Annotated in this window: 20 protein-coding genes and 2 pseudogenes; 6 read left to right on the top strand and 16 right to left on the bottom strand. The window is 55.2% G+C overall.

Annotated features, from left to right (window positions below; genetic code table 11):
- Positions 1-55: 55 nt before the first annotated feature.
- From PSH64_RS13625 to PSH64_RS13635, 3 genes are all read right to left on the bottom strand, one after another.
- Positions 56-922, bottom strand: coding sequence for a patatin-like phospholipase family protein (locus PSH64_RS13625; RefSeq protein ID WP_305480956.1), 867 nt, complete (start codon positions 920-922; stop codon positions 56-58).
- 399 nt (positions 923-1,321) lie between these two features.
- Positions 1,322-1,867 carry a 2-amino-4-hydroxy-6-hydroxymethyldihydropteridine diphosphokinase gene (gene folK / locus PSH64_RS13630; RefSeq protein ID WP_305480957.1) on the bottom strand — a complete coding sequence of 182 codons (546 nt, stop codon included), beginning with the start codon at positions 1,865-1,867 and terminating at the stop codon, positions 1,322-1,324.
- A gap of 186 nt (positions 1,868-2,053) precedes the next feature.
- Positions 2,054-2,935, bottom strand: a complete 882-nt coding sequence (locus PSH64_RS13635; protein WP_305480958.1) for a LysR family transcriptional regulator — start codon at positions 2,933-2,935, stop codon at positions 2,054-2,056.
- A 130-nt stretch (positions 2,936-3,065) separates the two neighbouring features.
- Here PSH64_RS13635 and ripC point away from each other — a divergent pair, with 130 nt between their 5' ends.
- Entirely contained in the window at positions 3,066-3,902 is an 837-nt protein-coding gene (ripC, locus tag PSH64_RS13640; RefSeq protein WP_305480959.1) for an itaconate degradation C-C-lyase RipC, read from the top strand.
- Between the two features lie 25 nt (positions 3,903-3,927).
- On the opposite strand, the gene PSH64_RS13645 is transcribed toward ripC, so the two are convergent.
- Positions 3,928-4,824: a LysR family transcriptional regulator gene (locus tag PSH64_RS13645; protein WP_305480960.1), complete on the bottom strand. Its 897-nt coding sequence runs from the start codon at positions 4,822-4,824 to the stop codon at positions 3,928-3,930.
- Between the two features lie 162 nt (positions 4,825-4,986).
- Between PSH64_RS13645 and PSH64_RS13650 the strand changes: the two genes are divergently transcribed.
- The 4 genes and pseudogenes from PSH64_RS13650 to PSH64_RS13665 all read left to right on the top strand — a co-directional run.
- Positions 4,987-6,153 (top strand): CaiB/BaiF CoA-transferase family protein, encoded by a 1,167-nt coding sequence (locus tag PSH64_RS13650; RefSeq protein ID WP_305480961.1) that lies wholly within the window; start codon positions 4,987-4,989, stop codon positions 6,151-6,153.
- Complete coding sequence (locus tag PSH64_RS13655; RefSeq protein WP_305480962.1) at positions 6,150-6,989, top strand: MaoC family dehydratase N-terminal domain-containing protein; 840 nt, start codon at positions 6,150-6,152, stop codon at positions 6,987-6,989. Before PSH64_RS13650 ends, PSH64_RS13655 begins: the two co-directional genes overlap by 4 nt.
- 210 nt (positions 6,990-7,199) lie before the next feature.
- On the top strand, positions 7,200-8,570 hold the full coding sequence (locus PSH64_RS13660) for an MFS family transporter (protein WP_305480963.1): 1,371 nt from the start codon (positions 7,200-7,202) through the stop codon (positions 8,568-8,570).
- Between the two features lie 222 nt (positions 8,571-8,792).
- A pseudogene (locus tag PSH64_RS13665) lies at positions 8,793-9,133 on the top strand (transposase); the annotation flags it as partial.
- A gap of 720 nt (positions 9,134-9,853) precedes the next feature.
- On the opposite strand, the gene PSH64_RS13670 reads toward PSH64_RS13665, so the two are convergent.
- From PSH64_RS13670 to antA, 10 genes are all read right to left on the bottom strand, one after another.
- Positions 9,854-10,837: a methyl-accepting chemotaxis protein gene (locus tag PSH64_RS13670; RefSeq protein WP_305480964.1), complete on the bottom strand. Its 984-nt coding sequence runs from the start codon at positions 10,835-10,837 to the stop codon at positions 9,854-9,856.
- Between the two features lie 55 nt (positions 10,838-10,892).
- Complete coding sequence (locus PSH64_RS13675; protein WP_305480965.1) at positions 10,893-12,158, bottom strand: OprD family porin; 1,266 nt, start codon at positions 12,156-12,158, stop codon at positions 10,893-10,895.
- A 113-nt stretch (positions 12,159-12,271) separates the two neighbouring features.
- Positions 12,272-12,967 (bottom strand): ABC transporter ATP-binding protein, encoded by a 696-nt coding sequence (locus tag PSH64_RS13680; RefSeq protein ID WP_305480966.1) that lies wholly within the window; start codon positions 12,965-12,967, stop codon positions 12,272-12,274.
- On the bottom strand, positions 12,960-13,709 hold the full coding sequence (locus tag PSH64_RS13685; protein ID WP_305480968.1) for an ABC transporter ATP-binding protein: 750 nt from the start codon (positions 13,707-13,709) through the stop codon (positions 12,960-12,962). The genes PSH64_RS13680 and PSH64_RS13685 overlap by 8 nt, the downstream gene beginning before the upstream one ends.
- Complete coding sequence (locus tag PSH64_RS13690) at positions 13,706-14,713, bottom strand: branched-chain amino acid ABC transporter permease (RefSeq protein WP_305480969.1); 1,008 nt, start codon at positions 14,711-14,713, stop codon at positions 13,706-13,708. Before PSH64_RS13690 ends, PSH64_RS13685 begins: the two co-directional genes overlap by 4 nt.
- An 11-nt stretch (positions 14,714-14,724) precedes the next feature.
- The gene (locus PSH64_RS13695; RefSeq protein WP_305480970.1) at positions 14,725-15,633 is read right to left on the bottom strand and encodes a branched-chain amino acid ABC transporter permease; all 909 of its coding nucleotides are present in this window, start codon (positions 15,631-15,633) and stop codon (positions 14,725-14,727) included.
- A 66-nt stretch (positions 15,634-15,699) separates the two neighbouring features.
- Entirely contained in the window at positions 15,700-16,863 is a 1,164-nt protein-coding gene (locus PSH64_RS13700; protein WP_305480971.1) for an ABC transporter substrate-binding protein, read from the bottom strand.
- Between the two features lie 186 nt (positions 16,864-17,049).
- Positions 17,050-18,072 carry an anthranilate 1,2-dioxygenase electron transfer component AntC gene (gene antC, locus PSH64_RS13705; RefSeq protein WP_305480972.1) on the bottom strand — a complete coding sequence of 341 codons (1,023 nt, stop codon included), beginning with the start codon at positions 18,070-18,072 and terminating at the stop codon, positions 17,050-17,052.
- 18 nt (positions 18,073-18,090) lie between these two features.
- Complete coding sequence (gene antB / locus PSH64_RS13710; RefSeq protein WP_305480973.1) at positions 18,091-18,579, bottom strand: anthranilate 1,2-dioxygenase small subunit; 489 nt, start codon at positions 18,577-18,579, stop codon at positions 18,091-18,093.
- 1 nt (position 18,580) lies between these two features.
- The gene (gene antA, locus PSH64_RS13715; protein WP_305480974.1) at positions 18,581-19,966 is read right to left on the bottom strand and encodes an anthranilate 1,2-dioxygenase large subunit; all 1,386 of its coding nucleotides are present in this window, start codon (positions 19,964-19,966) and stop codon (positions 18,581-18,583) included.
- 583 nt (positions 19,967-20,549) lie between these two features.
- Here antA and PSH64_RS13720 point away from each other — a divergent pair.
- On the top strand, positions 20,550-21,560 hold the full coding sequence (locus tag PSH64_RS13720) for a helix-turn-helix domain-containing protein (RefSeq protein ID WP_305480975.1): 1,011 nt from the start codon (positions 20,550-20,552) through the stop codon (positions 21,558-21,560).
- Between the two features lie 317 nt (positions 21,561-21,877).
- Here the strand turns inward: PSH64_RS13720 and PSH64_RS13725 are convergent.
- Both PSH64_RS13725 and PSH64_RS13730 read right to left on the bottom strand, forming a co-directional pair.
- Positions 21,878-22,094, bottom strand: a pseudogene (locus PSH64_RS13725) (hypothetical protein); the annotation flags it as partial.
- Positions 22,095-22,312: 218 nt separating this feature from the next.
- On the bottom strand, positions 22,313-23,233 hold the full coding sequence (locus tag PSH64_RS13730) for a LysR substrate-binding domain-containing protein (protein WP_305480976.1): 921 nt from the start codon (positions 23,231-23,233) through the stop codon (positions 22,313-22,315).
- Between the last annotated feature and the right edge of the window lie 74 nt (positions 23,234-23,307).

Consider the following 23,307-nt stretch of genomic DNA (forward strand, 5'->3'; position numbering starts at 1 on the left):
CGTCGACCGTTACATCGGGTGAAGTTGCTCGTCCAGTGACACCCGATGTTTTTTCTCAATGCTCATGAGCATGTGAATGGATGGTCAGGGCACCCGGTACCTTGGTGCGTTCGAGCCCCCCATGTTCCAGCCACCGGAGGGTCTGCTCATAGGCACGCTGCAGCAAAGACTCGGTCTGGTCGAAGTTGAACACCGAGACATCCACAGGACACAAGGGCGGGACGATGTGCAGGCTGGTGAGCGTGCGGAAGTGTTCGATGTCGCTCACCAGTTGGCGCATGCTCATCAGATTGACGGTGTGCAAGGCCAAGGCGACCAGGCCTCGGGGCGGTTGTGTCAGGGCGCAACTCACCCCGGTGGGGATGACCACGACGTTGGTGGCTCCCAAGGCTACGGCAGTCGAAATAGGTGTATTACTTGCCACGCCGCCGTCAACCAGGAACCGATCGGCGATTTGTACGCAGGGGAACACCAGTGGGATGGCAGCGCTGGCCAGTAACGCCTGCTCAAGTTCGCCACTGGACAGCACCGTCTCGGCGCCACTGAGCAGGTCGGTGGTGACGATGTGCAGGGGCAGCGCCGCATCCTCAATGCGATGAATGGGCAGTGCCTGACCCAGCAATCGGTGCAAGGCCGCCGGCTGTAACAGAAAACCACGCCGTTTGAGTAGTCCTCTACAGGTATCGAGCCAGGAGAGGGGAAAGATGTCCGTTTTACTCAACCCGCGCCAGAATCCGGCGAGCGCCTCGACGCCATCGGAATCGGGCCTTGCGGCAAAGTAGGCACCGTTGATTGCGCCTACCGAAGCGCCAACCACCATGTCGAATCGAACATTGGCCTCGACCAAGGCCCGCAACATCCCCACCTGGACCGCACCCAAGCTGCCGCCGCCAGCGAATACGATTGCGGTTTTGGTCGCCATGGTCGCAGTCTCGGCGTGGAAATGTATCGAATGAGTGTAGCTGGTGGGGTGGTGTTACAACGGAGCGTACTTCTACTACGAGACTGCGCCCTTAGGCCCCCAGCGAAAGGCAGATTTGACGACAGCTCTGCCGGCCCTAACTGCCGCAGCGCGGATCGTAATCGGTCGGCGAACGAGGTATATGATTCGCCATCTAGCGGCTAAGGGTGCTTTGTAGGCCAAGCGCTCATGAGGTCATAACGACCTCGTTGCGATGTCGGTCTTCCTGAGTCAAGAAGGATTGCCCCGGAAGCGTGCCTGATGAGAGAGAAATAGATCGTAGGGTCGGCGAAGTAGGGTAGGGCGTGTATGCGGCAGCTAACCATGCCGCACTCCATTAAAATTTACTTTGTAAGAGGCTTAGCTGGCCAGCTGATTGGCAGGCAGCCGTATTGATTTACTGTGTCCAGCGGGAAGAGTCGATCCGACGAGCTGGAAGGGAGGAGTGCCGAATGGGTAGCGAACAGGCATCAGTTCTGGGCCAGGTCTGAGCTTTAGCCATAGCTCTGCCAAGGAGACTTCACACCCCGGCGGATGCAGCTTAGGTGCAAGTAGTTGCAGAGGGTAGAGCACGAATGAGCGGGTCAGAATTTCGGCTCCAGGCATCTGGATGCCTTCAATATCGCCAGTCAGGCCGTCAAAGAGGAGCAGATCAATATCGAGAGTGATCAACCGCTGCATCCCGCTCCTTCGACCATGGAGGTGCTCGATTCCTTTGATCCATGCGACGAGCTCGCGCATGTTGAGATCAGTTGTCGCAGACATTACCAGGTTGTAAAAGGGCGGGTGGTCTCCGTCTAGGGAGATGCTTTCGTAAACGGGCGAGCAACGGATATTCTCCAGATGCAATTCACGTTCTTGATTGTGAATGTAGCCGGGTATTTTGAGGATCAGATCGGCAAACACATCCTGCTTTGAATGAATCCAAACCCTGAACGGGGTACCCCGCGGCGATTGCGCTGGCGAACAAGGCGTCCCGCTCACTAGATGGCCTAGCGAGATGGCCCTATTCACGGCCCCCTTGTAGGTTTCACGCCCATAGACATCGCGCTCCAGTTCGGTGTCGCTACCAGCACCATCATGGCGTTAGAGTCATTGATCGACGGCACAGTTTATAAAGTTTTGAAGGAATGCCGAGTTGTCACTACGTCGCCAAGCCAGCGTAAGCCTGGCGATAGCCGAAATATCATCTATTTCTTTGAAAACAACCCCTGCGGCTTGCACTTGCTGCATTGAGGCGGGTACAAGCGAAACACCCAGCTCCGCTGCGACCAAATGCACTACCGAAGCCAGCTGCGGAGCGCTTTGTCCCAAAATAGGTTCGAAGCCCGAGTCTCGGCAAGCGGCGATAATGATGTCGAATAAGGTAGGTCCTACTTCCCTAGGATAGAGAATGAACGGGTCTTTGCTCAAATCCTTCAAATTTAACTTTTTCTGGCTTGCAGCTGCATGTTCCTTGGGCAACACGGCGAGCAAAGGTTCCTCGGACAGAACTCGCATCGTCAAATGACCAGACTCAGCCATTCCTGGGCGAATAAACACCGCATCCAGATCACCTTCTTTGAGGCCTGCCATTAATCGAAGGGTATTGCTTTCTTCCAGGGTCAAATCGACATCAGGAAAGGCTCGCCGAAAATTGCGAATCGCCGTCGCGACTACTGGATTGAAACTAGCTGATGCCGTGAAGCCTATACGCAATGCCCCCAGCTCTCCCCGAGCCGCCCGTTGAGCCGCATGCGTTGCGCGCTCTACTTGAGCCGGTATGTTTCGAACCAAGTCATGAAACGCCTGCCCAGCGGCGGTCAATTCAGCCCCTTGCGGAATTCGGTGAAATAGCCGAGTTCCCACCTCACGCTCCAAATCGCGAATCTGCAGGCTCAATGGAGGTTGTCCGATGCCGATTTTCTGAGCCGCGCGCGTGAAGTTTTGCTCTTGGGCGACGGCCAGAAAGTAGCGAATGTGGCGTAGTTCCATAGATATTTGTAAAACATATGAAGATCGATAGTGCCATACAATAGTCCATCGGAGTTCGTCTAGCTATGGTGTTAATAAGGCAAGGATCACAGCAACCCTGGCAATACATTCACGAACCGAAGGATACAAAATGACCTTTCGTATGCGCAGCGCACTTTTTACGCCAGCAACCTATCCCGAACGATTCTCCAAGGCCAAGGAGGTCGGGGCCGATTTTTTGATCATTGATCTGGAGGACGCCATAGCGCCCAAGGACAAAACAGTTGCTCGTGCAACCGCGTTCGCCACACTCAATGCCGCCGAAAAAACGCCGTTCCCTACAATTATTCGTATCAATGGGCTGGATACCGCGGCCGGGCTTAGTGACGTTCTTGAGTTATTGGAAAGCCAGGCCCAGCCTGAATTTCTGCTTCTGCCCAAAACGGAGTCCGCTGCGCATTTGCAGATAGTGGACCGTCTGCTCAGCGAAAAAGGCCTGAGCACTCGTTTGATCGGATTGATCGAAAGCGCGGTCGGGCTCAAGGCGGTGGCAGATATAGCTCATGCAACGCCCCGGCTCGCCGCACTCATGTTCGGAGCGGCGGATCTGGCGGCGGATCTAGGCTGTGGACCCTTTGCAGCGAATCTCACGTTCGCCCGTGTATCGCTTGTAAGCGCGTGCGCGACGGTGGGTATTGCCGCTATCGATTCTCCTTTTTTCGATATTCGCGACTTGGCCGGGCTTGAGCGAGCGGCGTTCCAGGCCGCCGAAATGGGGTTTGTCGGTAAAGCAGCGATCCACCCGAGTCAGGTGGCGGCTATCAATCTCGTGTTCTCACCGACCTCCGATGAAATCGATGAGGCTCGGGCCATTCTGATCGAAAACTGTCGGGGCGTTGGGCAAGTGAACGGGGTCATGGTCGATGAGGCCGTCGCTCGCCAAGCCCGCCGAGTGCTGGCCCGCGCAGGCCAATCCGCTGAAATGTAAGGACCGGGAAACCTGATTTCATGCACTATCGAGTATTTCCTGGCTGACAAAGAATCTCTATCAGGTTATCTCGCAACGCGTTCTTTTCACGCGGATTGCGTTTTACGCACACTCGCAAATCACGCTTGGCCCATCCCTCTACAAGATCGATAACTTGAAGGCGATCCAGGTCTGCTGGCTCTAACGCTGAGCGTGGCGCGATGCCGATACCCGCTCCCGATGAGACCAGGCGGGCAATCGCCCGAAATCCGGAGACCTGGACGCGCACATCTAATCGCCCCCCAAGGGCGCTGGCGTGATTCATCAAAAAAGTATGCAGTGCCGCGCCCGATTGAAGGCTGATGAATGGGAGCCCCAGGCATTCGGAAAAACTAACCAAATGCAGGTTGGCGAATCGCCCGTTTAGCGGTGCTAACAAGACTAACTGGTCCTCTCTGTAGGGTAGAAACTCCAGATCCGGATGGTCGGACTCCAGGGCCACGACTCCGATGTCGGCACGGCCTGAGGACACGGCTGAAATAATGTCATGGCTCAATCGCTCCTCAAGTGTGATACGGACATTGGGGTACTTGGAGAAAAAGCGCGCCAGGTCATCCGGTAAATATGAGCTGATGGCATTGTTGTTGGCAAAAAAGGTCACATGCCCGATCAAACCGTTGGCGAACGGCTGCAGGTCAGTGGTCATTTGCTCCAACTGAGCCATGCAGCGTCTTGCGTGCTCGACGAGCACATGACCCGCCGGGGTCAGGCCCACGCCCCTGGCCTGGCGCGTGAGCAAGGGTGTACCAAGGCTGGCTTCAAGCCCTTTTATGCGCAAACTGACAGAGGAGGGGGCTAGATTGCACCGCTCGGCGCCCCGCGACAGATTGCTTTCCTGCGCAACGGCCAAAAAGACCTTCAGGTCGGTCAAGTCGTACAACATTGCGTTAGTCTCCGGCAAAATCGTGAGGGTTTTGTCTAATTTAACTTCTTATACTCCGCCATATGTTTGTATTTAACAAACGCTGTCTTCGTAAAAGCTCGCTGCTCCCTTGACCGTTCCATGCACATACTTGCGCATGCAAATCGTCAATGGGAGAACCTGATGTCCACTACAAAACCTTTAAAAGGCATTACCGTCGTTTCCATCGAACAGGCGTTGGCGGCGCCTTTGTGTACCTGTCGTTTGGCGGAGATGGGCGCGCGGGTGATCAAGGTCGAACGTGCAGAAGGGGATTTTGCGCGGGGCTATGACGATGCCGCCAAAGGTCACTCTTCGTACTTCCTGTGGACCAACCGAGGCAAGGAATCGCTGGTACTGGATTTCAAGAATGCCGACGACGCGATGCTATTGAAACGGATCATCGCCAGCGCTGATGTATTCGTGCAAAACCTGGCTCCCGGAGCCCTTACTCGCGCAGGGTTTGACAGCGCAGAGTTGCGGGCAATGAATCCACAATTGATCACTTGCGACATCAGTGGTTACGGTACTGAGGGGCCCGCCAGTGGTTTGAAGGCGTATGACCTGTTGGTCCAATGCGAAAGCGGTCTGGCCGGCATCAGCGGTTCACCTGAGGGCTATGGCCGCATCGGCGTGTCGATATGCGATATCGGGGCAGGTTTGAATGCTGCGATTGGCGTGCTTTCGGCGCTGCAATTACGAGAACGAACCGGGCAGGGCTCCGGGATTTCCGTTTCGTTGTTCGATGGTGCTGCGGACTGGATGACTATTCCCTACCTGCACGAAATTTATGGCAATGGAGCTCCGACTCGCCAGGGGCTGCGCCACCCTTCAATTGCTCCATACGGTGCTTATACCACTGGCGATCAGCGAGACATCGTGATCAGTATTCAGAACGAACGCGAATGGCAGCAGTTCTCTAACCTGTTCCTTGAAGGTACTGGCGCATCTACTGATCCTCGTTTTGCTTCCAACACAGAACGCGTCCGTAACCGAGACGCGCTGGATGCGCTCATCAGTGCGTCCTTCTCCACCCTGAGCGCCGAACAGGCGATCCACAAACTGGGTCAGGCCAATACCGCTTTTGGTCAGGTGCGTTCCGTAGCCGAGATGGCAGAACATCCAGGCCTTCGTAAATGGCCTATGGCAGTCGAGACTGGTGAAGTCGAGATGATTGCTCCTCCGGTACGCGCTCCTTGGGACGAACAGCGATTCGAAAAAGCTCCGCTCCTGGGCGAACACAGTGATCGCTTGCGCGAAGAATTCCAGACGACAGCAACACAGAACAAACAAGAGGAGGTCCCTGCATGAGCACTATTGATCTTCAACACCTTCGCCAATGGATCGGCAAGACCCATGTCGACCACGATGTCCTGTCTTCACGCCATGCGCGTTTGATGGCTGCAACGCTGGGCATCCCACAAGGCGATTTGGTCTCGGATTATCCGTTGCCGCCATTGTGGCACTGGCTGTATTTTCTCGATGGGCTTCCGCCTGAAAAGTTGGGGCGTGACGGTCACCCCGCGCGAGGTGGCTTCTTGCCTCCCGTGCCGCTGCCGAATCGCATGTGGGCCGGTGGACAGCTGGAGTTTAGGAAAGCATTGCCGCTGGATGGCAGCGTCGAGAAACGTTCCAGTATTGTTTCGATCGAGCACAAGCAAGGCCGCAGCGGCGAGTTGGTATTTGTAACTGTGCTGCATGAGATCTTGCACGCTGGGGAAGTAGCCATCTCCGAGCACCACGACATCGTCTACAAAGAAGCGACTCAGCCCGGCTCAAGCAAGCCGTTGACCACCATGCCGCAAGCCATTCACTCCCGTGAATTCTTGCCTGACTCGACCACCTTGTTCCGCTATTCAGCTCTGACGTTCAATGGTCATCGCATTCACTACGATGCTGATTATTGCCGAGACGTTGAGGGTTATGGGAGTCAAGTGATACATGGTCCGCTGAATGCGACTCTGCTGGCTGGTTATGCTGAAAGTATCGTCGGAAAGCCGGTTAAACACTTTAATTATCGTGGGCTTCAACCCGCCATGCTGGGAGCGAAGCTATCTCTTAGTGCCGTGCATGAAGGTGATGACTTGCTGTTATGGGTCAGCTTGCCGGACGGCGCAGTGTCGATGCAGGCGCGCGCACGTTTTTGATTTTTCAACCGCAATAAAAAGTGCTGTATGAGCCACGTCAATGAGGTGCCGTTTACATTGATATGGTCCTTGCCCACAACTAACTTAATTCATTAGATGGTCAGGTTGATAGTCCGTGCGAAAGGCTTTCGCCTCCGCATTGTCCTGTTATTAGGTTGGTGGTGGGCGCATAAATGCGTCAGCAGATTATATCCGTTTGTGGAGATTAAAATGATAATAATAAGCAATACTGATAACAGTGCTGTCAAGCGTCCTCGCATTACAAATAAAGCACGTGTTCGAGCGATACTCGGAGCTTGCTCGGGCAATTTGGTTGAATGGTACGACTTTTTCATTTATGCCTATACCTCTATCTATTTTGCCTCGCTGTTTTTTCCTGCGGGAGATCAAAGCAGCCAGTTGTTAGCAACGGCGGGGATTTTTGCTGTGGGCTTTTTCATGCGCCCCCTCGGTGGTTGGATATTTGGTTACATTGCGGATACACGCGGTCGAAAAATATCAATGATCATTTCGATTTTCATGATGTGCGGTGGGTCTTTGATGATCGCGATCATGCCCACTTATGAGACGATTGGTGTCGCGGCGCCCATTTTGTTGGTTGTAGCCAGGTTGATGCAGGGACTTTCAGTAGGCGCTGAGTACGGAACAGGTGCCACTTACATCAGTGAAATGTCGACTGCCGGACGCCGATCATTTTTCGGTTCCTTCCAATATTCCACAATTATTGCAGGTCAGCTACTTGCGCTGCTGACGGTTGCGGTTCTTCAGCACGTATTGCTTCCGGAAGAGTTGAAAGCCTGGGGTTGGAGAATTCCATTTCTCATCGGAGCAATTAGCGCCATTGTAGTTGTGTTTTTACGTAGATCCATGACCGAAACGGCTTCAGTAAAAGAAATGAAGAGTAAGGAGGCCGGCTCTATTCGAGCATTGTTAAAGCATAAGCGGGCGGTTGTTTTAACTGTGGCTATCACCATGGGATGTTCGCTGTACTACTATACGTTCACATCGTATATGCAGAAATACTTGGTGCTGTCGGTGGGGATGGATGCGGGGACAGTAAGTTTTATCATGACGTCTGCCTTGGTGTGCTTCATGATTTGTCAGCCATTTTTCGGCATGCTGGCAGACCGTATTGGCGTGAAAAGAAGCATGATGATATTTGGTGGTTTGGCAACAGTGTTGGTTGTGCCGATCTTAACCACGTTAAAGACAGTATCAAGCCCTTATGCGGCTTTTGCACTTATCATGTCAGGGCTCCTTATCGCGGCCTTCTACACCCCCGTAACTGGCGTACTTAAAGCGGATCTTTATCCAGCCTCGGTCAGGGCGTTGGGCGTTGGTCTGCCTTATGCGATTGGCAATGCATTGTGTGGCGGCACCGCGGAGTACGTGGCATTGATGCTTAAGTCGATGGGGATTGAAAGTTACTTCTTCTATTACGTAGCTGCGTTGGTATGTGTGACGTTCATTGCTTCGATGTTGATGCCTGATTTACGTAAGCACGGGTATCTGGATGGCACTGGACGTGTTGAAGAAAATTTTTCGCGAGCGTCTGGGTACCGTCGCGGTGCACACTCGTAAATGCGTCGAGCAGGGTGACCAAGGGCGAAGCGTTAAATAATCAGTATGCTGAATAAATTTAGGCTAAGTACTGTGCTTTTGCCACTGTCGCATGTGCCACGCACACATGAGGCAGTGGTTTTTTATGCCTTGATCTTCGTTCTCAGTATCCGGGTTTTTGCGAACGCGTCTATGGCCAATAGCGGTGTGTTGCTAGATCAGTAACTCCTAACAGATTTATATCTGCTTCAACTGCAATACTCCACCTCCAATATTTGCTCGTTCAACCTTGAAGATCACATCCCAGCCAATCATCTTCTGCGCAGTATTGATCAGTATCTCGATCTGAGTGACCTGCGCCATCACCTCTCCGATTTCTACAGTCCAATCGGGCGTCCGTCGAATGATCCTGAATGGATAATCGGCATATCGATCCTGGGCTGTTGCTACGGCATTCGCTCAGAGCGGCGCTTGTGCGAAGAGGCCCATTTTGAACTTGGCGTATCGTTGGTTCTGCCGGTTGAGCCTTGAATATTGAAGTACCCAATCACTCGACGTTTCCAAAAAAACGACATGGCAATTTTCCTGGACCGCGATTTGTTTTGCTGGTTGTACAGTGACGTGCTTGCGCCGGAATTCAGGCGAGCTGAAAGTCCACTTGCTCAACAAAATCGGTCGTAAGCTGCATGTCAGAGAGAGCCGCCTTTGCGAGGTTGTGTAATCGGTTAAGAACCTAATTTACTGCACTCTACGTATTAAAATTGAGGGGATCAAAGCCCCCCTTGCACATTGCACATCTATGCGATTTGCGATTCTCTCGGGTGACCTTGGCGAATAGATGGCTATGGTCAAGGCATAAAAAAGCCACTGCCTCATATGTGCGTGGCACATGCAACAGTGACAAAAGCACAGTAGTTACCCTCAAGTTTAGTCAGTATCCTGATTATTGAAGGTTTCGTCCTCGGTCACCCTGCTCGACGCATTTACGAGTGTGCACAGCGACTGTACCCTGAAGCTCCCGAAAAATTTTCTTCAACAAGTCCAGTGCCATCCCAAATCAGGCATCAATTTCGCAGCAATTAACGTCACACATACCAAGGCCTCCACGTAATAGAAGAAGTGGTACAACGAACAGCCCATGGTGATATTCACAGTTGAAATCACAGTTCGCTTATGCGTTTAACAACGCGCTAATAGATCTGGCCTCCTTACTCTGATTTTTTTACTGAAACCGTTTCGGTCTTGGGTCGACGTAGAAATACAATCACGATTGCGCTAATCGCATCGATAAAAAACGGAGCTTTCTAACCCAGGTCTTTAAATTTTCCGGTAGCAATACGTGCTGAAGAATAGCGGCTGTCAGGCTTCATGCTCACCGCGTTATGGGAGCATTCACGCAGCAGATTGCGTATCAGCTCGGTCAACTGATGCTTGTCGGTCAGACGCTCCATGATGCGTTCTACGATGGCCAGGCGGGCGCCCGCGACATTGCGCATTTCGGACAGTGCCTGCAGGGCGATGGCCGATTTATCCCGGCCAATGCAGGTCGAATCCTCCACTTGCGTTAGCCCGGAGCGGGCATCGACGGCCGCCTTTTGCAGGCCGCCGACGATTTGGCGGATCTGCTCGCTGGCCTCATTGGCGCGTCGAGCAAGGTGCCGTACTTCGTCGGCCACCACGGCGAAGCCGCGGCCTTGTTCGCCTGCCCTGGCCGCCTCGATGGCAGCATTGAGCGCCAGTAGATTGGTCTGTTTAGCGATGTCCTGAATGCTGCCGACAATCGACCCGATGCGTAGCGACTGGTCGCTGAGATCGTTGAAAACTTCATTGATGTGCACCATGTACTCGGCCAGCTCGCTGATCGATGTCGTGGACGTCTCGATACTCTCGGTACTCAGCACTAGGTTCTGCCCCGCACGACGTGCGAGAGTGTTGGCCTCCTGCATATCTGCCTCGCTCAACGCGATAGCTTTGGCCAGTTCGCTCAGGAGTGCCTGCAACTGGTCGAATGGTACGGCCACGGCAGGTGGGGGAGGGGCGATCGGAATCAGTGCAACGATCGGTTCAGGTGACGCCGGAGGAGAAATGAGCACCTCCTCCAGCACCGTGCGTGGCACAGTCGCATGCTCGGGGTGTTGTTTGCGCGAAAGGCGCATGACCACCCCAGCACAACAAAGCAGAACGGTACTGGCTAGCGTTTGGTGGAGCAGATCGCTGCCTAAAAAAAGCAGCCCGATGGCTGCGAGCGAAGCCAACAACAAGGGAATTGTCAAGGTAGGGTCCTTCATGTGAATTCTCCAATACGCGCCACGCCTTGGGTTTCGCAAGGCGCGGCGCAGTCTCTTAGAACAGGGCCAGGGTGTAGGTGAGGATGAAGCGTTGCTCGTTGACGTCAGAGCGGTAGTTGGAGCGTACGGCAGTGTTGCGGGAGATCATGCCGAGGTTTTTCAGCGGCCCGCTCTGGATGACATAGCCAATATCCAGGTCGCGCTCCCACTCCCGACCTTCGAAATTGCCGGTGGTCGTCACGTTGTCACCTTTAGTGTAACGAACCATTGTCGTCAGGCCGGGCACACCGAGCGCGGCGAAGTCGTAGTCGTAGCGCGCCTGCCGGGAACGTTCGTCGACGGAGTCGAAGAAGTAGGTGTAAGACTCATTGCTCAGCGGGCTGGAGTTGGCAAAAACCCTGGTGAAACCTTGATCGCCGAACATCGCCTGGTAACCGATTGAGAACGTATGCCCACCGAATTTGGCCGATAATCGTGTGTGTAACGCCTGGTTGTCCACTTCACCGATGAGTTGCTTGCCGTCCGCTCTGGAGTCGTAGTAACCGATGAGGGAGCCCAGCGTCCAGTCACCCAGAGGCTCCTTGTGCTGGAAGCTGAAATAACGTTGGTTATAGATGTCTTCGAGCTGGGCATACCAGACACCCACGCTGGTGCGCTTGTTATTGAATGCATAATCGGCACCGGCATAGTTGAAATGATCGCCGCTGGCCTTGAGCTTGGGTACCGAGCCGACAACGGCTTGAAATTTTTCGTCGCCAGATTCATTACGTTGACTGATGGAGTTCAACTGCCCGGCCTGAAGCGTCAGGCCATCGATTTCATTGGCAACCAAGCTCACACCTTGGTACGTCGGCGGCAGAAGGCGGATATCGCTGAAAGTCAGGACCGGTAGATTAGGCTGTAGTTCGCCGATTTTCAGCTCGGTGTTAGACAGCTTGGCTTTCAATGCGATGCCCGCGCGACTGTAATTGTCGGGTGCCCTGCCATCTGCCTGCACCGGCAGTAATCCGCTGTTGGTGCGGTCCGGACTGCTATCGAGTTTGAGGCCAAGAAGCCCAATGGCGTCCACGCCAAAACCCACGGTTCCAGGGGTATAACCAGACTTGAAGTTGAGGATAAAGCCCTGGCCCCACTCCTCGGCCTTGGATTGTTTGTTCGCTCCCACGATGTCGGCGAAATCACGGTTGAAGTAGTAGTTGCGCGCTTGCAGGGTGGCGGTGGAGCCATTGATGAAGCCCTCGGCAGCTAGGGCCGAGGTGGACGCCGTGAGGATGCCGTAGCCAATGGTCAGAGTGAGAGCGTTTGTAGGGATGTTCTTCACAGGGTCTTCTCATTTTTAGAATTTCGGACGGGGATGAACGCGGCACAGCAACGAACGCAATCAATAGTTGGGCGCTTGCTGGATGCATGCCTAACCTGACGATGCGGACGGGGTCAGACTCCTAAGTAGCGTTGTGAAAGATCAGGCACGGCGGCTAGTTGTTCGGGGGAGCCCTGCCAGACTTGGCGGCCTTTCTCGATGATGTGATGACAATCGACCACCCGGGCCATTTCCCTGAGGTTCTTGTCGATGACGAGAATGGTTTCGCCTTCGGCCTTGAGCGTGGCCAGGCAGTGCCAGATGGTTTCGCGGATGATGGGGGCGAGCCCCTCGGTGGCCTCGTCGAGAATGAGCAGTTGCGGGTTGGTCATTAGCGCACGGCCAACCACAAGCATTTGCTGTTCGCCGCCTGACAGGGTTTTCGAGAGTTGGTTCTGGCGCTCTTCCAGTCGTGGGAACAACGCGTAGATCCGCGCCAGGTCCCACTTGCCGGCCTTGCCAGTGCTAGCAGTGGCCAACAGGTTCTCGCGCACACTGAGCGTGCCAAAGGCACGACGGCCTTCCGGAACCAAGCCCAGGCCCGCCTGGGCGATGCGATATGGGTTGGCGCCGCGCATCTCCTTGCCGTGGATGCGAATGCTCCCGGCGCTGGGCTTAAGTAGGCCCATGATTGAATTGACCGTGGTGGTCTTGCCCATGCCGTTGCGGCCAATCAGCGACACCACTTGACCTTGTTCGATCTTTAGGTACATGTCGAAGAGCACCTGACTAAGGCCGTAACCGGCCTGCAACCCACTGACTTCAAGCATGCTCTTCTCCTAAGTAGGCGGCACGTACGCGCGCGTTGTTACGAATTTCATCGACGCTGCCGGTGAGGATGGTTTGGCCGTACACCAGCACGGTGATGCGATCGGCCAAGGCGAATACGGCATCCATGTCGTGCTCCACGAGCAGGATTGAGTAACGGCCCTTGAGTTCGTGTAGCAGCGTGGTCATGCGGGCCGACTCTTCGGCACCCATACCGGCCATGGGCTCATCGAGCAGCAGCACTTTGGCTTCCTGGGCCAGTGCCAGAGCAATTTCGAGTTGCCGCCGTTCGCCATGGGATAACGCGCTCACACAGTGCTCGGCTCGCGAGCTCAGACCTGCGCGTACGAGGTAACTTCGTGCAAGTTCGAGCAAGCGTTGGTCGCGGCTCAGGGGGCGCCACATGCCGAAGGTTTTGCCTTCGCGCGCAGCAATGGCCAGGGCGACATTCTCAAGCAGCGTGAAGTCGGGATAGAGCTGGCTGACCTGAAAAGAGCGTGCCAGCCCCAGATGTGGGCGTTCATGGGCCGGGACCTGCGTGATGTCTCGTCCACCCAGGAAAATATGTCCCTTGTCCGGTTGAATTTCCCCGGCGATCTGCGAGATCAGCGTCGACTTGCCTGCCCCATTGGGGCCGATGATGGCGTGCAGCTCACCAGTTGCCAGTTCAAGTGTCGCGCCATTGGTAGCTTTAATGGCGCCGAAGGACTTCTCCAGACCTTGAATGAACAGTTGGGCGGTCATGGGTGCACCTCAACGGCAGCAATGGGTGTTTTCTTTGCAGCAGGTTTGCGCGAGATGAGTAACAGCCCATAGACCCCTCGCTTGCCGAACAGGACAACCGCCAGGAGCAGGGGGCCGAAAAACAGCAACCAGTGCTCGGTCCACAGGCTTAGCACCTGCTCCAACCCCAGGTAGACGGCAGCACCAAGAACCGGCCCTAGCAGCGTGCCGACGCCGCCTAAAATGACCATCGCCATCAGTTCGCCGGATTTTTGCCAGGACCCCATGTCAGGGCTGACGAACATGGCATAGTTGGCCCAGAGCACACCGGCAAGGCCAGCCCCGACACCAGCTATGACGAAGGCTGTGAGGCGATAGCGCAGTGGTTTGAGGCCCAGGCTGACGGTGCGCCGTTCGCTTTGCTTTAGGCTGCGCAGGACAAAGCCGAAGCGTGAGCCGACCAGCCGTCGACAGAACAGCAGCCAGGCCACCAGCAGCCCCAGACACAGGTAGTAGAAATGCAGGGGGTTGTTCAAGTCGACGCCAGGCAACGAGTTGCGATCCATCATCAGGATGCCGTCGTCCCCCCCATAGACTGACAACGAGCTGAGCACGAAATACAGCATCTGGCTGAACGCCAGCGTGATCATGATGAACTGCACACCGCTGGTGCGCAGCGATAGATAGCCCATCACCAGGCCGAACAGCGCGCACACAAATAGCGCCATCGGCCAGATCAGCAGCGCACTGTTACTGCCGCCCCAACCCAGCAGCGGCATCGCTTGCGAGGTATGAAAGGCAATGATGCCGACCACATAGCCACCCAGGCCGAAGAACGCGGCGTGGCCGAAACTGACCATTGCTCCATATCCGATCAGTAGATCGAGGCTCGCGGCGGCCAGGCCATAGATCGCCAGGCGTGTGAACAAGCTGACCAGGAAAGGCTCCTTGAGTACCACGGCCAGCAATGGCAGTAAGGCGAAAAGCGCCAGGCAAGCCAGATCGACAATGATTCGACGGGACATGTTTCTCTCCTTCATGCTCGTGCCGGCAGCAGGCCGCGCGGGCACACCAACAGAACCAGCGCCATGACGATGTAAGCGCTGGCCGAAATCAGCCCGGCACTGAGCGCGCCGCTGACTTCGGCCGGCAACAAGTGGTCGAGCAACAAGGGCAGATAAGCTCGGCTCTGGCTGTCGACCATGCCAATCAGTAAGGCACCCACCAGTGCGCCGCGCACCGAGCCGACGCCACCGACGACAATGACTACAAAGGTGGTGATCAGGACTTTCTCGCCCATGCCGATCTCGACCGACAACAGGGGCGCCGCCATGAAACCGGCCAGGCCACAGAGCATGCAGCCGAACACAAACACCAGCGTGTACAGGCGCGCGATATTGACGCCCAGGGCGCTGACCATTTCATGGTCGTCGGCACCTGCGCGGATCAGCATCCCAAGGCGGGTATGGTTGATCAGCAACCACATGCCGATTGCCACAAGCAGGCCGGCAGCGATGAACAGCAGGCGGCTGACCGGGTACATCAAGCCTGGAAAGACCTCGACGAAGGTGTTGTACCAGTCTGGTGTCGGCATCGCCGGAGGGCTGCGGCCGAACAGTAAGGTGATGAGCTCGTTGGTGAAGAACACAACTGCCAGTGTCGCGAGCACCTGGTCGAGGTGATCACGGTTGTAGAGGCGACGAATGATCCCGGTTTCGATCACCAGGCCATACAGTGCCGAACCTGCGATGGCGGCGAGGCCGCCGAGCCAGAAGGAGCCCGTGGCGATGGCCGTATAGGCCGCGCAGAAGGCACCGACCATGTAGAACGCGCCATGGGCCAGATTGATCACGCCCATGATGCCGAAGATCAGCGTCAGGCCGGAGGCGAGCAGAAAGAGCAGGGCGCTGTATTGCAGCCCATTGAGGAGTTGTTCGAGCAGCATGACGAAATTCCTGATAGAAGCGCCTGCCGGGACGGATCCCGACAGGTACAGAGCCTTAGGGCAGGGTCACATGGCGCATTTGGCGGCGTAGCTGTCCACTTGCGCTTTGGCGATGGTCTTTACCAGCACCTCAACCAGCTTGCCCTGGGCGTCGGCTTCGACGCGCAGCAGGTGCCAGTCGATCACCGCGTGCTGGTTGTTGCCGAATCGGAATTCGCCGCGTACGGAGTCGAACCGGGCTGCATACAAGGCGGCCCGGAAGGCCTGGGGGTCCTTCAGGTTGCCATTCGTCGCTTTGAGGGCGGAGCCGATCAAGCGGGCGGTGTCATAGGCTTGGGCGGCGTAAACCGTCGGCGCGCGGTTGTACTTCTCGTTGAAGGCTTTGACGAACGCCTGGTTGGCTGGATTGTCCGACTGCGGATTCCAGCCGCTGACGATATTGACGCCTTCGGCCACTTTGCCGGTGGCACTGAGGATGCGTTCGTCCATGGAGAAGATGGGCACCAACATCGGGACGCTCTTGTTCAGGCCCGAACTGCCATATTGCTTGGCGAAATTGATCCCGGCCCCACCTGGATGGAGCTGATAGATCGCGTCCGGAGCCAGGGAACGTATACGCGCTAGCTCCACGGAGAAGTCCAGCTGGTTGAGCTTGGTATAGATCTCCGTGACGTGGCCCTTGAACGTTCGCTTGAAGCCGGCTAACGCATCGCGGCCAGCTTGATAGTTGGGGGCAAGGATGACCATATTTTTGTAACCGAGGTCATTGGCGGCCAGCCCCGCCATCTCGTGAGGAACGTCATTCTGGTAGGCCGCCGCGAAGTAGTGCGGCATGCATTGCTCGCCCGCCAAGTTGGACGGGCCTGGATTGTTGCTCAAGTAGAAACCATCGTTTTTTAACGCTGTATTGACCACAGCGGCCAGTACGTTGGAGAAAATCACCCCGGTGTACAGCGAGATGCCGTCCAGGCTCATACGGTCGACGATTTGCTTACCGGTGGCCGGTTGCAGGCCGTCGTCTTCCACAACTAGCTCAACTGGTACGCCGCCGAGGGTATTACCTTGCTGCTCCATCGCCAGACGGAATGCATCGCGGGCATCCTCTCCGAGATATCCGGCGGGTGTGGACAGTGTGGTGATGAAACCGATGCGCACCGGATCCTGGGCCATGGCCGGGAGCGAAGAGGCCAGTGCGGCCCCAAGCAACGCAAGAGGGAACGTGTTTTTCATAATGCCGCCTTTGCTAGTGCTTTACCGTGAATTACGGCGTGCTGAATGTTATTTGTGGGCAGTCGAATTATTTGAGGCCGGGATTGTTAGAGTTATTGAGCTGTGTCGTAGTGGCTGGAATCGTTGCCTTGGGGCTGAACCCGACTATCCGGCCGAATGTCGGGTCTGCTTTGCCTGGGAAGTGCTTCAGGTATTGCTTTCAGTGAACTTCTCGAAATACAGGTGGGCGTGGTCCAGGCCTTGCTCCTGCAGCCAGGTCTTGACCGACTCGACCATCGGCGGTGGACCGCAGATGTACATATCGAAAGGCTCTTCGCGCAGCTTGGCCGCGTCAAAGTGTTCAACAACATAGCCGCGCTTGCCGTCCCAATCCTGGCCCTCGTCGCTAATCACTGGTGTGTAGGTAAAGTCCGGAATGCACTCGGAATACCCAGCAATACGTGAGGCCTCGCACAGGTCCGCCACCTGGCGCACGCCGTAGTACAAATGCACCGATTGACCACAGCCGCGCTCGGCGATTTCGTCGAGCATGCCGAGGAAGGCCGAGAGGCCGGTGCCGCCAGCCACGAGAATCAGCGGCTTCTCGATGTGGCGCATGTAGAAGGCACCCAGTGGTGCTTCGAAGCGTATTTCATCGCCGACCAGGCAACGCTCACGGATGTAATTGCTCATCACCCCGTCAGGCAGCAGGCGGATGAGAAACTGCAGGTGGTTGGCGGTGTTCGGTCGATTGGCGAAGGAAAAGGAGCGCGTGGCCTCGGTGCCCGGCACCTGCAAGCGTGCGTACTGTCCCGGCAGGAAGTCCAGGTGCTGGCCGTCGGCGCCGGCGTCCACATGCAAAATCGCGGTGGTCGGCGAGACCTGTTGGACGGCTGTGACGACACCGTGCTGATGAACCGGACCGGCATTGCTGCATAGCGTCGAGTCGAAGTCGAAGTAGAAGGATGCATCCGACTTAACTCGTGTCTGGCACGTCAGCACCTTGCGCTGTTGCAGGTCCTTGGCCGACAACGCTTCTTCATCCACGTAGTCCAGGCTGTAGTCACCCGATTCGCAACGACCCATGCAGGTGGCGCAGACACCTTCGCGGCAGTCCAGCGGAATGTTGATGCCATGGCGCAGTGCTGCGTCGAGGAGGATCTCGTTACCCTGCACGTGAAAGAACAGCGTTTTGCCGTCGGCGAAACTGAAAGCGACCTTGTGATTCATGATCCGTACATCCAAAAATCAGAGGTGATAGAAATCGAGCACCGAGTTGATGGTGTCGTTGAGCAGGACCACGTGCTTGCGGGTGATCTTCCAGCTGTCGCCTACGGGCTGGAGGTGATAGGTGCAACGGCCGAAGAACTGCTCGGACATTGCCTGGCGGTGGTACAGCGTGTTCCAGTTGACCCGTACCTCCAATTCGCCCCCTTCGCGCTCTGAGATGCGCACGTTGCTGATCATGTGCAAGGTGCGAGGCATCGGGTTTGAAGCCGCCGACTTACCGGTGCGCAGGCGAAACACCCGGTCTTCAAGGCCAGAGCGGTTCGAGTAGTAAATCAGCGACATGCTGCGCTTGGGGTCGGTGGTGTACACATGCTCCGACTCCCATTGCGGTAGGTGAAATTCACTTTGCTCATCGAAGAGGGCGATATAGGCGTCCCAATCCTGCTGATCACACAGCTCGGATTTACGGTAGAGGAACTGTTCGACGGAATGTTGTAGAGCGCTCATTTCACACCTCCTTCAACTTCAGGGCTTTTTGTTCCAGACCTTGCAGAAGGAAGCGTTGCCAGGATCTGTGCTGATTGATGTAGAGCCCCTCATGGGTGAACTCGGTGCCGGTCAGTACCGGGTTGATACCCAGGACCTCGCTGTTGGGAGTTGGGCCTTCAACCCATTTTTCACTGCCGCGGGATATTTCGTTCCAGCGCTCGAGGCTGGCCTGGAATCCGCGCTGGGCTTCGCGAAACTCCACCAGGTCGTCGGGGGTTCCCATACCTGAAACGTTGAAGAAATCTTCGAACTGGCGAATCCGGTTTTCCCGGTCCGCGTCGGACTCACCCTTGACGCCGATGCACTGGCTGATGACTTCTGTCTTGTTCCAGGCCACCGGACGCACGATACGCAGCTGCGAGCTGATCTGATCCATGAAGAACAGGCTCGGGTAGATGTTGAGGTTGCGCAGACGGTGCATCATCCACTCGGCTTGCTGCTGACCGTATTCTTCAATCAGGCGCGGCATGACCGTGGCATAACCGGCGCGCACTGTGGGATTGGGCATGTCGCTGAACAGTAGGCTGTGGCCATTTTTGAACGAGAACCAGCCGTCGTCGGTTGCGGCATCACCGGCGCCCAGTTTGCTGTAGTCCAGTGTGCTGGAGCCGCCACCATTGGCAGCATTGACTTGCTGGCGATGCTGCACGGTAGAGACGTAGTTATAGTGCACGGTGCTGACGTGATAGCCATCCAGGCCGTTTTCGTGCTGCAGTTTCCAGTTGCCTTCGTAGCTATAGGTCGACTTGCCGGGCAGTATTTCCAACTCGCCAGTGGGAGACTGAGCAACCATCATGTCGAAGAACACTTTGGCATCGCCGAGGTAGTCTTCCAGCGAGTCGCTGCCGTTCACGTCCAGACTGATGAAGACGAAGCCCTTGTAGCTCTCGATGCGTGCCTTCTTCAGGCCACGGGTGGCCTTGTCGAAACCTTCCGGATATTCGCCCGGTGCTTTGACCTTCACCAGGCGGCCGTCGCTCTTGTAGCACCATGCATGGAAGGGGCAGGTGAATGTGGACTGGTTGCCCTTGCCAACGCGGACCAGAGTGGTGCCACGGTGCTGGCAGGCGTTGATCATTGCGTTGAGCTCGCCCTCGCCATCACGGGTGATGATCATCGGCTGGCGGCCGGCACGCATAGTCAGGAAGTCGTGCTTATTAGGGATCTCGCTTTCATGGCATGCATAGATCCAGTTTTTTTCGAAAATGAGTTCCATCTCGAGATCAAAGAGCTCGGGCACGGTGAACATATTCCGGGCAATACGGAAGACGCCTTCTATCGGACGAAAGTCCAGGCATCCGCTAACGAACTCTTTCCACTGTGCAATGCTTTTTGAATTATTCATGAACCTGTACCTTTCACATCTGGCAAATCGGTAGGTTCATTAGAAAGAGTTACAGGCATTGAGGACTATCCGGTTTTTTGCCAAATTCAGTCCGGAAAATTTGTGTGCCGCAGCCTGAATAATAGGAGTTGTTCGATAGTGGTTCAGTTACTGGCTGGTCATATATATCCGAATATTCATTTAAATATATCCAAATAATTGGTGTGGCTTTATATAGCTAGCCACATTTTTCCAACTTGGTAACACCTGCGTGACATGACCGTGTAGAGACGACCCAGTACTCGGCGTCAGTAATGCTCAGACAATTAGGGGAAGCGCGTGCACCGGTTTGGTTCATCCCTGCCGACAAGTCGCCAAAGGTGGGAAGTCTGGCTCTGATTTGGGGTTGTGAGAGCACAGTGATATAAAAATGAAGTATTCGCATTTGGGCTGTGGGCGCCCGACCATCCGGAAAATTGTCGAATACTATCCACAAAATCAGCCTGGGGGTTTTTGGTAGCAGCCGTGGCACGATGCTTGCTGTTTTACAACGCTAGATGTGCCGTTAGAGCACGCATACATTGCCTTGTTGAGTAGCTCCGTAATGAGTATAAAGCCTGAATCCTATTTTCGTGATTTCTGTGCCAACCGCGCTGATCTGGCTGGCGCACGCTCCTGGATGTCGAATATCTGCGGGCCGCATCTGCTCACTGCGAGCAGGCCTGGCGCCATTCAGTTCCACCATATTGGAAATGTTCTCAAGTCGATGTCCACCACCCTTGGCTGCATTGAATACGGCACCGATGTAACAGTGGGGGTCGCTGATGTCGACAGCTTCAACAGTTACAGCCTAAGCCTGCCACTCACGGGAGAACAGGAATTCAGGAAGGGCGGCATACTGTTGCGCTCTGACTGTGATCACGGGGTGATCGTCTCCCCGAATGAGAGTCAGGAACTGAGTATCAGCGGCGATTGCCGCAAGTTGCAGGTGGTCATCACCCGCACGGCAATGCACAAGACGCTCGAAAACTTGTTGCAGCGACCTGTCGTTGAGCCGCTATGTTTCGATCCGTGCATGGATGCGGTCAATGGCGCCATCGCCTCCTGGTGGCGCATGGCACGACATTTTATCGAAGAAATGGAGCGAAGTGACCTGTACGGCCAGTTGCAGTTCAGTTGCGATCTGGAAAACGCGCTAGTGAAGGGGTTGATCCTGGCTCAGCCGAGTAACTACTCGCAGGATCTTCGCAATCGCCTGGGGCTCAAATTGCCGCATTATCTGGTCAAGGCCAAGGAGTTCATCCACGACAACGCACGTGAACAACTGCACTTGGAAGATATAGAAATGGTCGCCGGGGTTTCACGCTTCAAATTGTTCGAAGACTTCAAAAAGTACATCGGCATGTCGCCGATGGCCTACTTGAAGAAATTTCGTTTGACTGCTGTGCGACAAGAAATTCTCGAAGACCGCTCGGCGCGCAATATCACGGTGATTGCGATGGGTTGGGGCTTCAGTCATCTCGGCCGTTTCTCGAGTGAATATCGAAAGCTTTTTAACGAGACCCCGAGCATGACCCTGCAACGACTTGCCGCCCGGAAAAACAACTCGTTCTGATGCCGTTTGCTTCAGGCCGCCGCATTAATCATTCCACGCGGCAGCTTATTGGGGAGCCCGCAAAATTCGAAAAATCGTACGCTGAGGTTTTCTGGGACGGGGACACTGGAAAAGCCGGCGCTGACGTCCGTGTGGGAAGTAAATGATGGCCGTCTGACCTCAGCGCCTATCTGCTCCTACAACTTTCGTAGCGGCCAGGCCTTCCCATCTTCTAGCTTGGGTTAACTGGCTTTCCTGCCGATCTTCATGCCTGGGTCGCGCGCTCCAAAGCCCGACCATCCGTTATGTCGTTCAGCGCAGGTCGCGCAGAACCAGCGATAGCCCACGATCAGCATGCGGATCATACGTTCAGGATCAATCGACGGAAGCCCGATCGGGCTATAGGTGAGGTAATGGCGCAGGTCGGTCAGATCGAGACATTGTGCTGCGCAGAAGGTGATTGGCTGGGATGTGATCTTCAAGATTGAACGAGTAAAACACTCGTTCCTGCCCACTCGATAACCGCCCACAGCATGCTGTGTGATTCCCTGCCAGCCAATACTGAGATTTTTCCGCAGGGCAGACAGGGGAACTACTTTTCAAACGTTAACTTCCCGCAACTGCATGATCGTTTCCACAGGCTGTGATGGGCTCGGATATAATCCAGGCTTCGCTTAATCACACCGTAATAGCCAGCGCTCCTTACCGCAGTGGATATGACCCGTGCTGAGCGACAGACACGGCCACATCGCTGCTGGTCGCTTGTGTGTTTGTCAATAACGTCCGACTTCACGCTGCAATGCGGTTGTTAGCATTTCCAGAAACGCACGCCCCGCCATACTCAGGCTGCGGCGTGATGAGTATTGCGCGTACATGGAAACCGGCGGCGGTGACCAACCAGGGGTAATTACCCGCAGTAACCCCTGTTCTATCTGATCGTTGCAAAGCATTGCCGGCAGGCGGGCGACGCCTAAGCCCGCCATAACCGCCCGATGCAAGGTCAAAAGATTATCTGCACAAAACCTGATCGACATCCGAACATCGATGGTCTGATTGTTTGGGCCCATCAAAAGCCAGGTGGCGCTCGACTTCTCGCCGTCCCAACCTATAGCTGCTTTATCCGTTAGCATCAGTGGGGTATCAGGCCAGTCTGATGCAGCAAAACAATCGCTTCGAGCAACTAATAGGTGAGGGTAGTCGGCTATTTTGATCGCGACCATGTCAGAATCGGGTAGTGAATCTAGACTAGGAAAAATGACCAGATCGTTAGGGGCGGACATTGGCTTGCCGAAGCCGTAAGTGGTATTTAATTCAACGCGGACACGCGGATAACGAAGGGCGAACTCTAAAGCAATATCGGTCACCAACGATTCTGCAAGGACGCTGGGACAAGCGATACGAAGTGGTCCTGACGGTTGGCTTGTGCGTTCGAGTGCGCTAAACATCGCGGCTCGTGTTTCGCTTCGGATCAATAATCCATGCTCATTCAGTCTCCACCCAAGCTCGGTGACCCGAAACCGTCGGGAGTTACGCTCGATCACACAAACGCTGAGCCGCTCCTCTAGTTGCATGATGCGTCGACTAAGTCGCGATTTTGGAATACCCGTTTTTGCACTAGCCGCTGTAAAGCCGCCAGCTTCAATAACTTCTACCAGCAACAACAATTCTTCAACAGTAGGAACCAAATCGTTCATCGAAACGCTCCCACCAGATTCGGATGCCCTAATTAATAGGACCTGCCACTTCAAATATGGCATTCACGCAACAA

This window comes from Pseudomonas sp. FP1742 (assembly GCF_030687145.1).
GTDB classification, from domain to species: Bacteria; Pseudomonadota; Gammaproteobacteria; order Pseudomonadales; family Pseudomonadaceae; genus Aquipseudomonas; species Aquipseudomonas frederiksbergensis_D.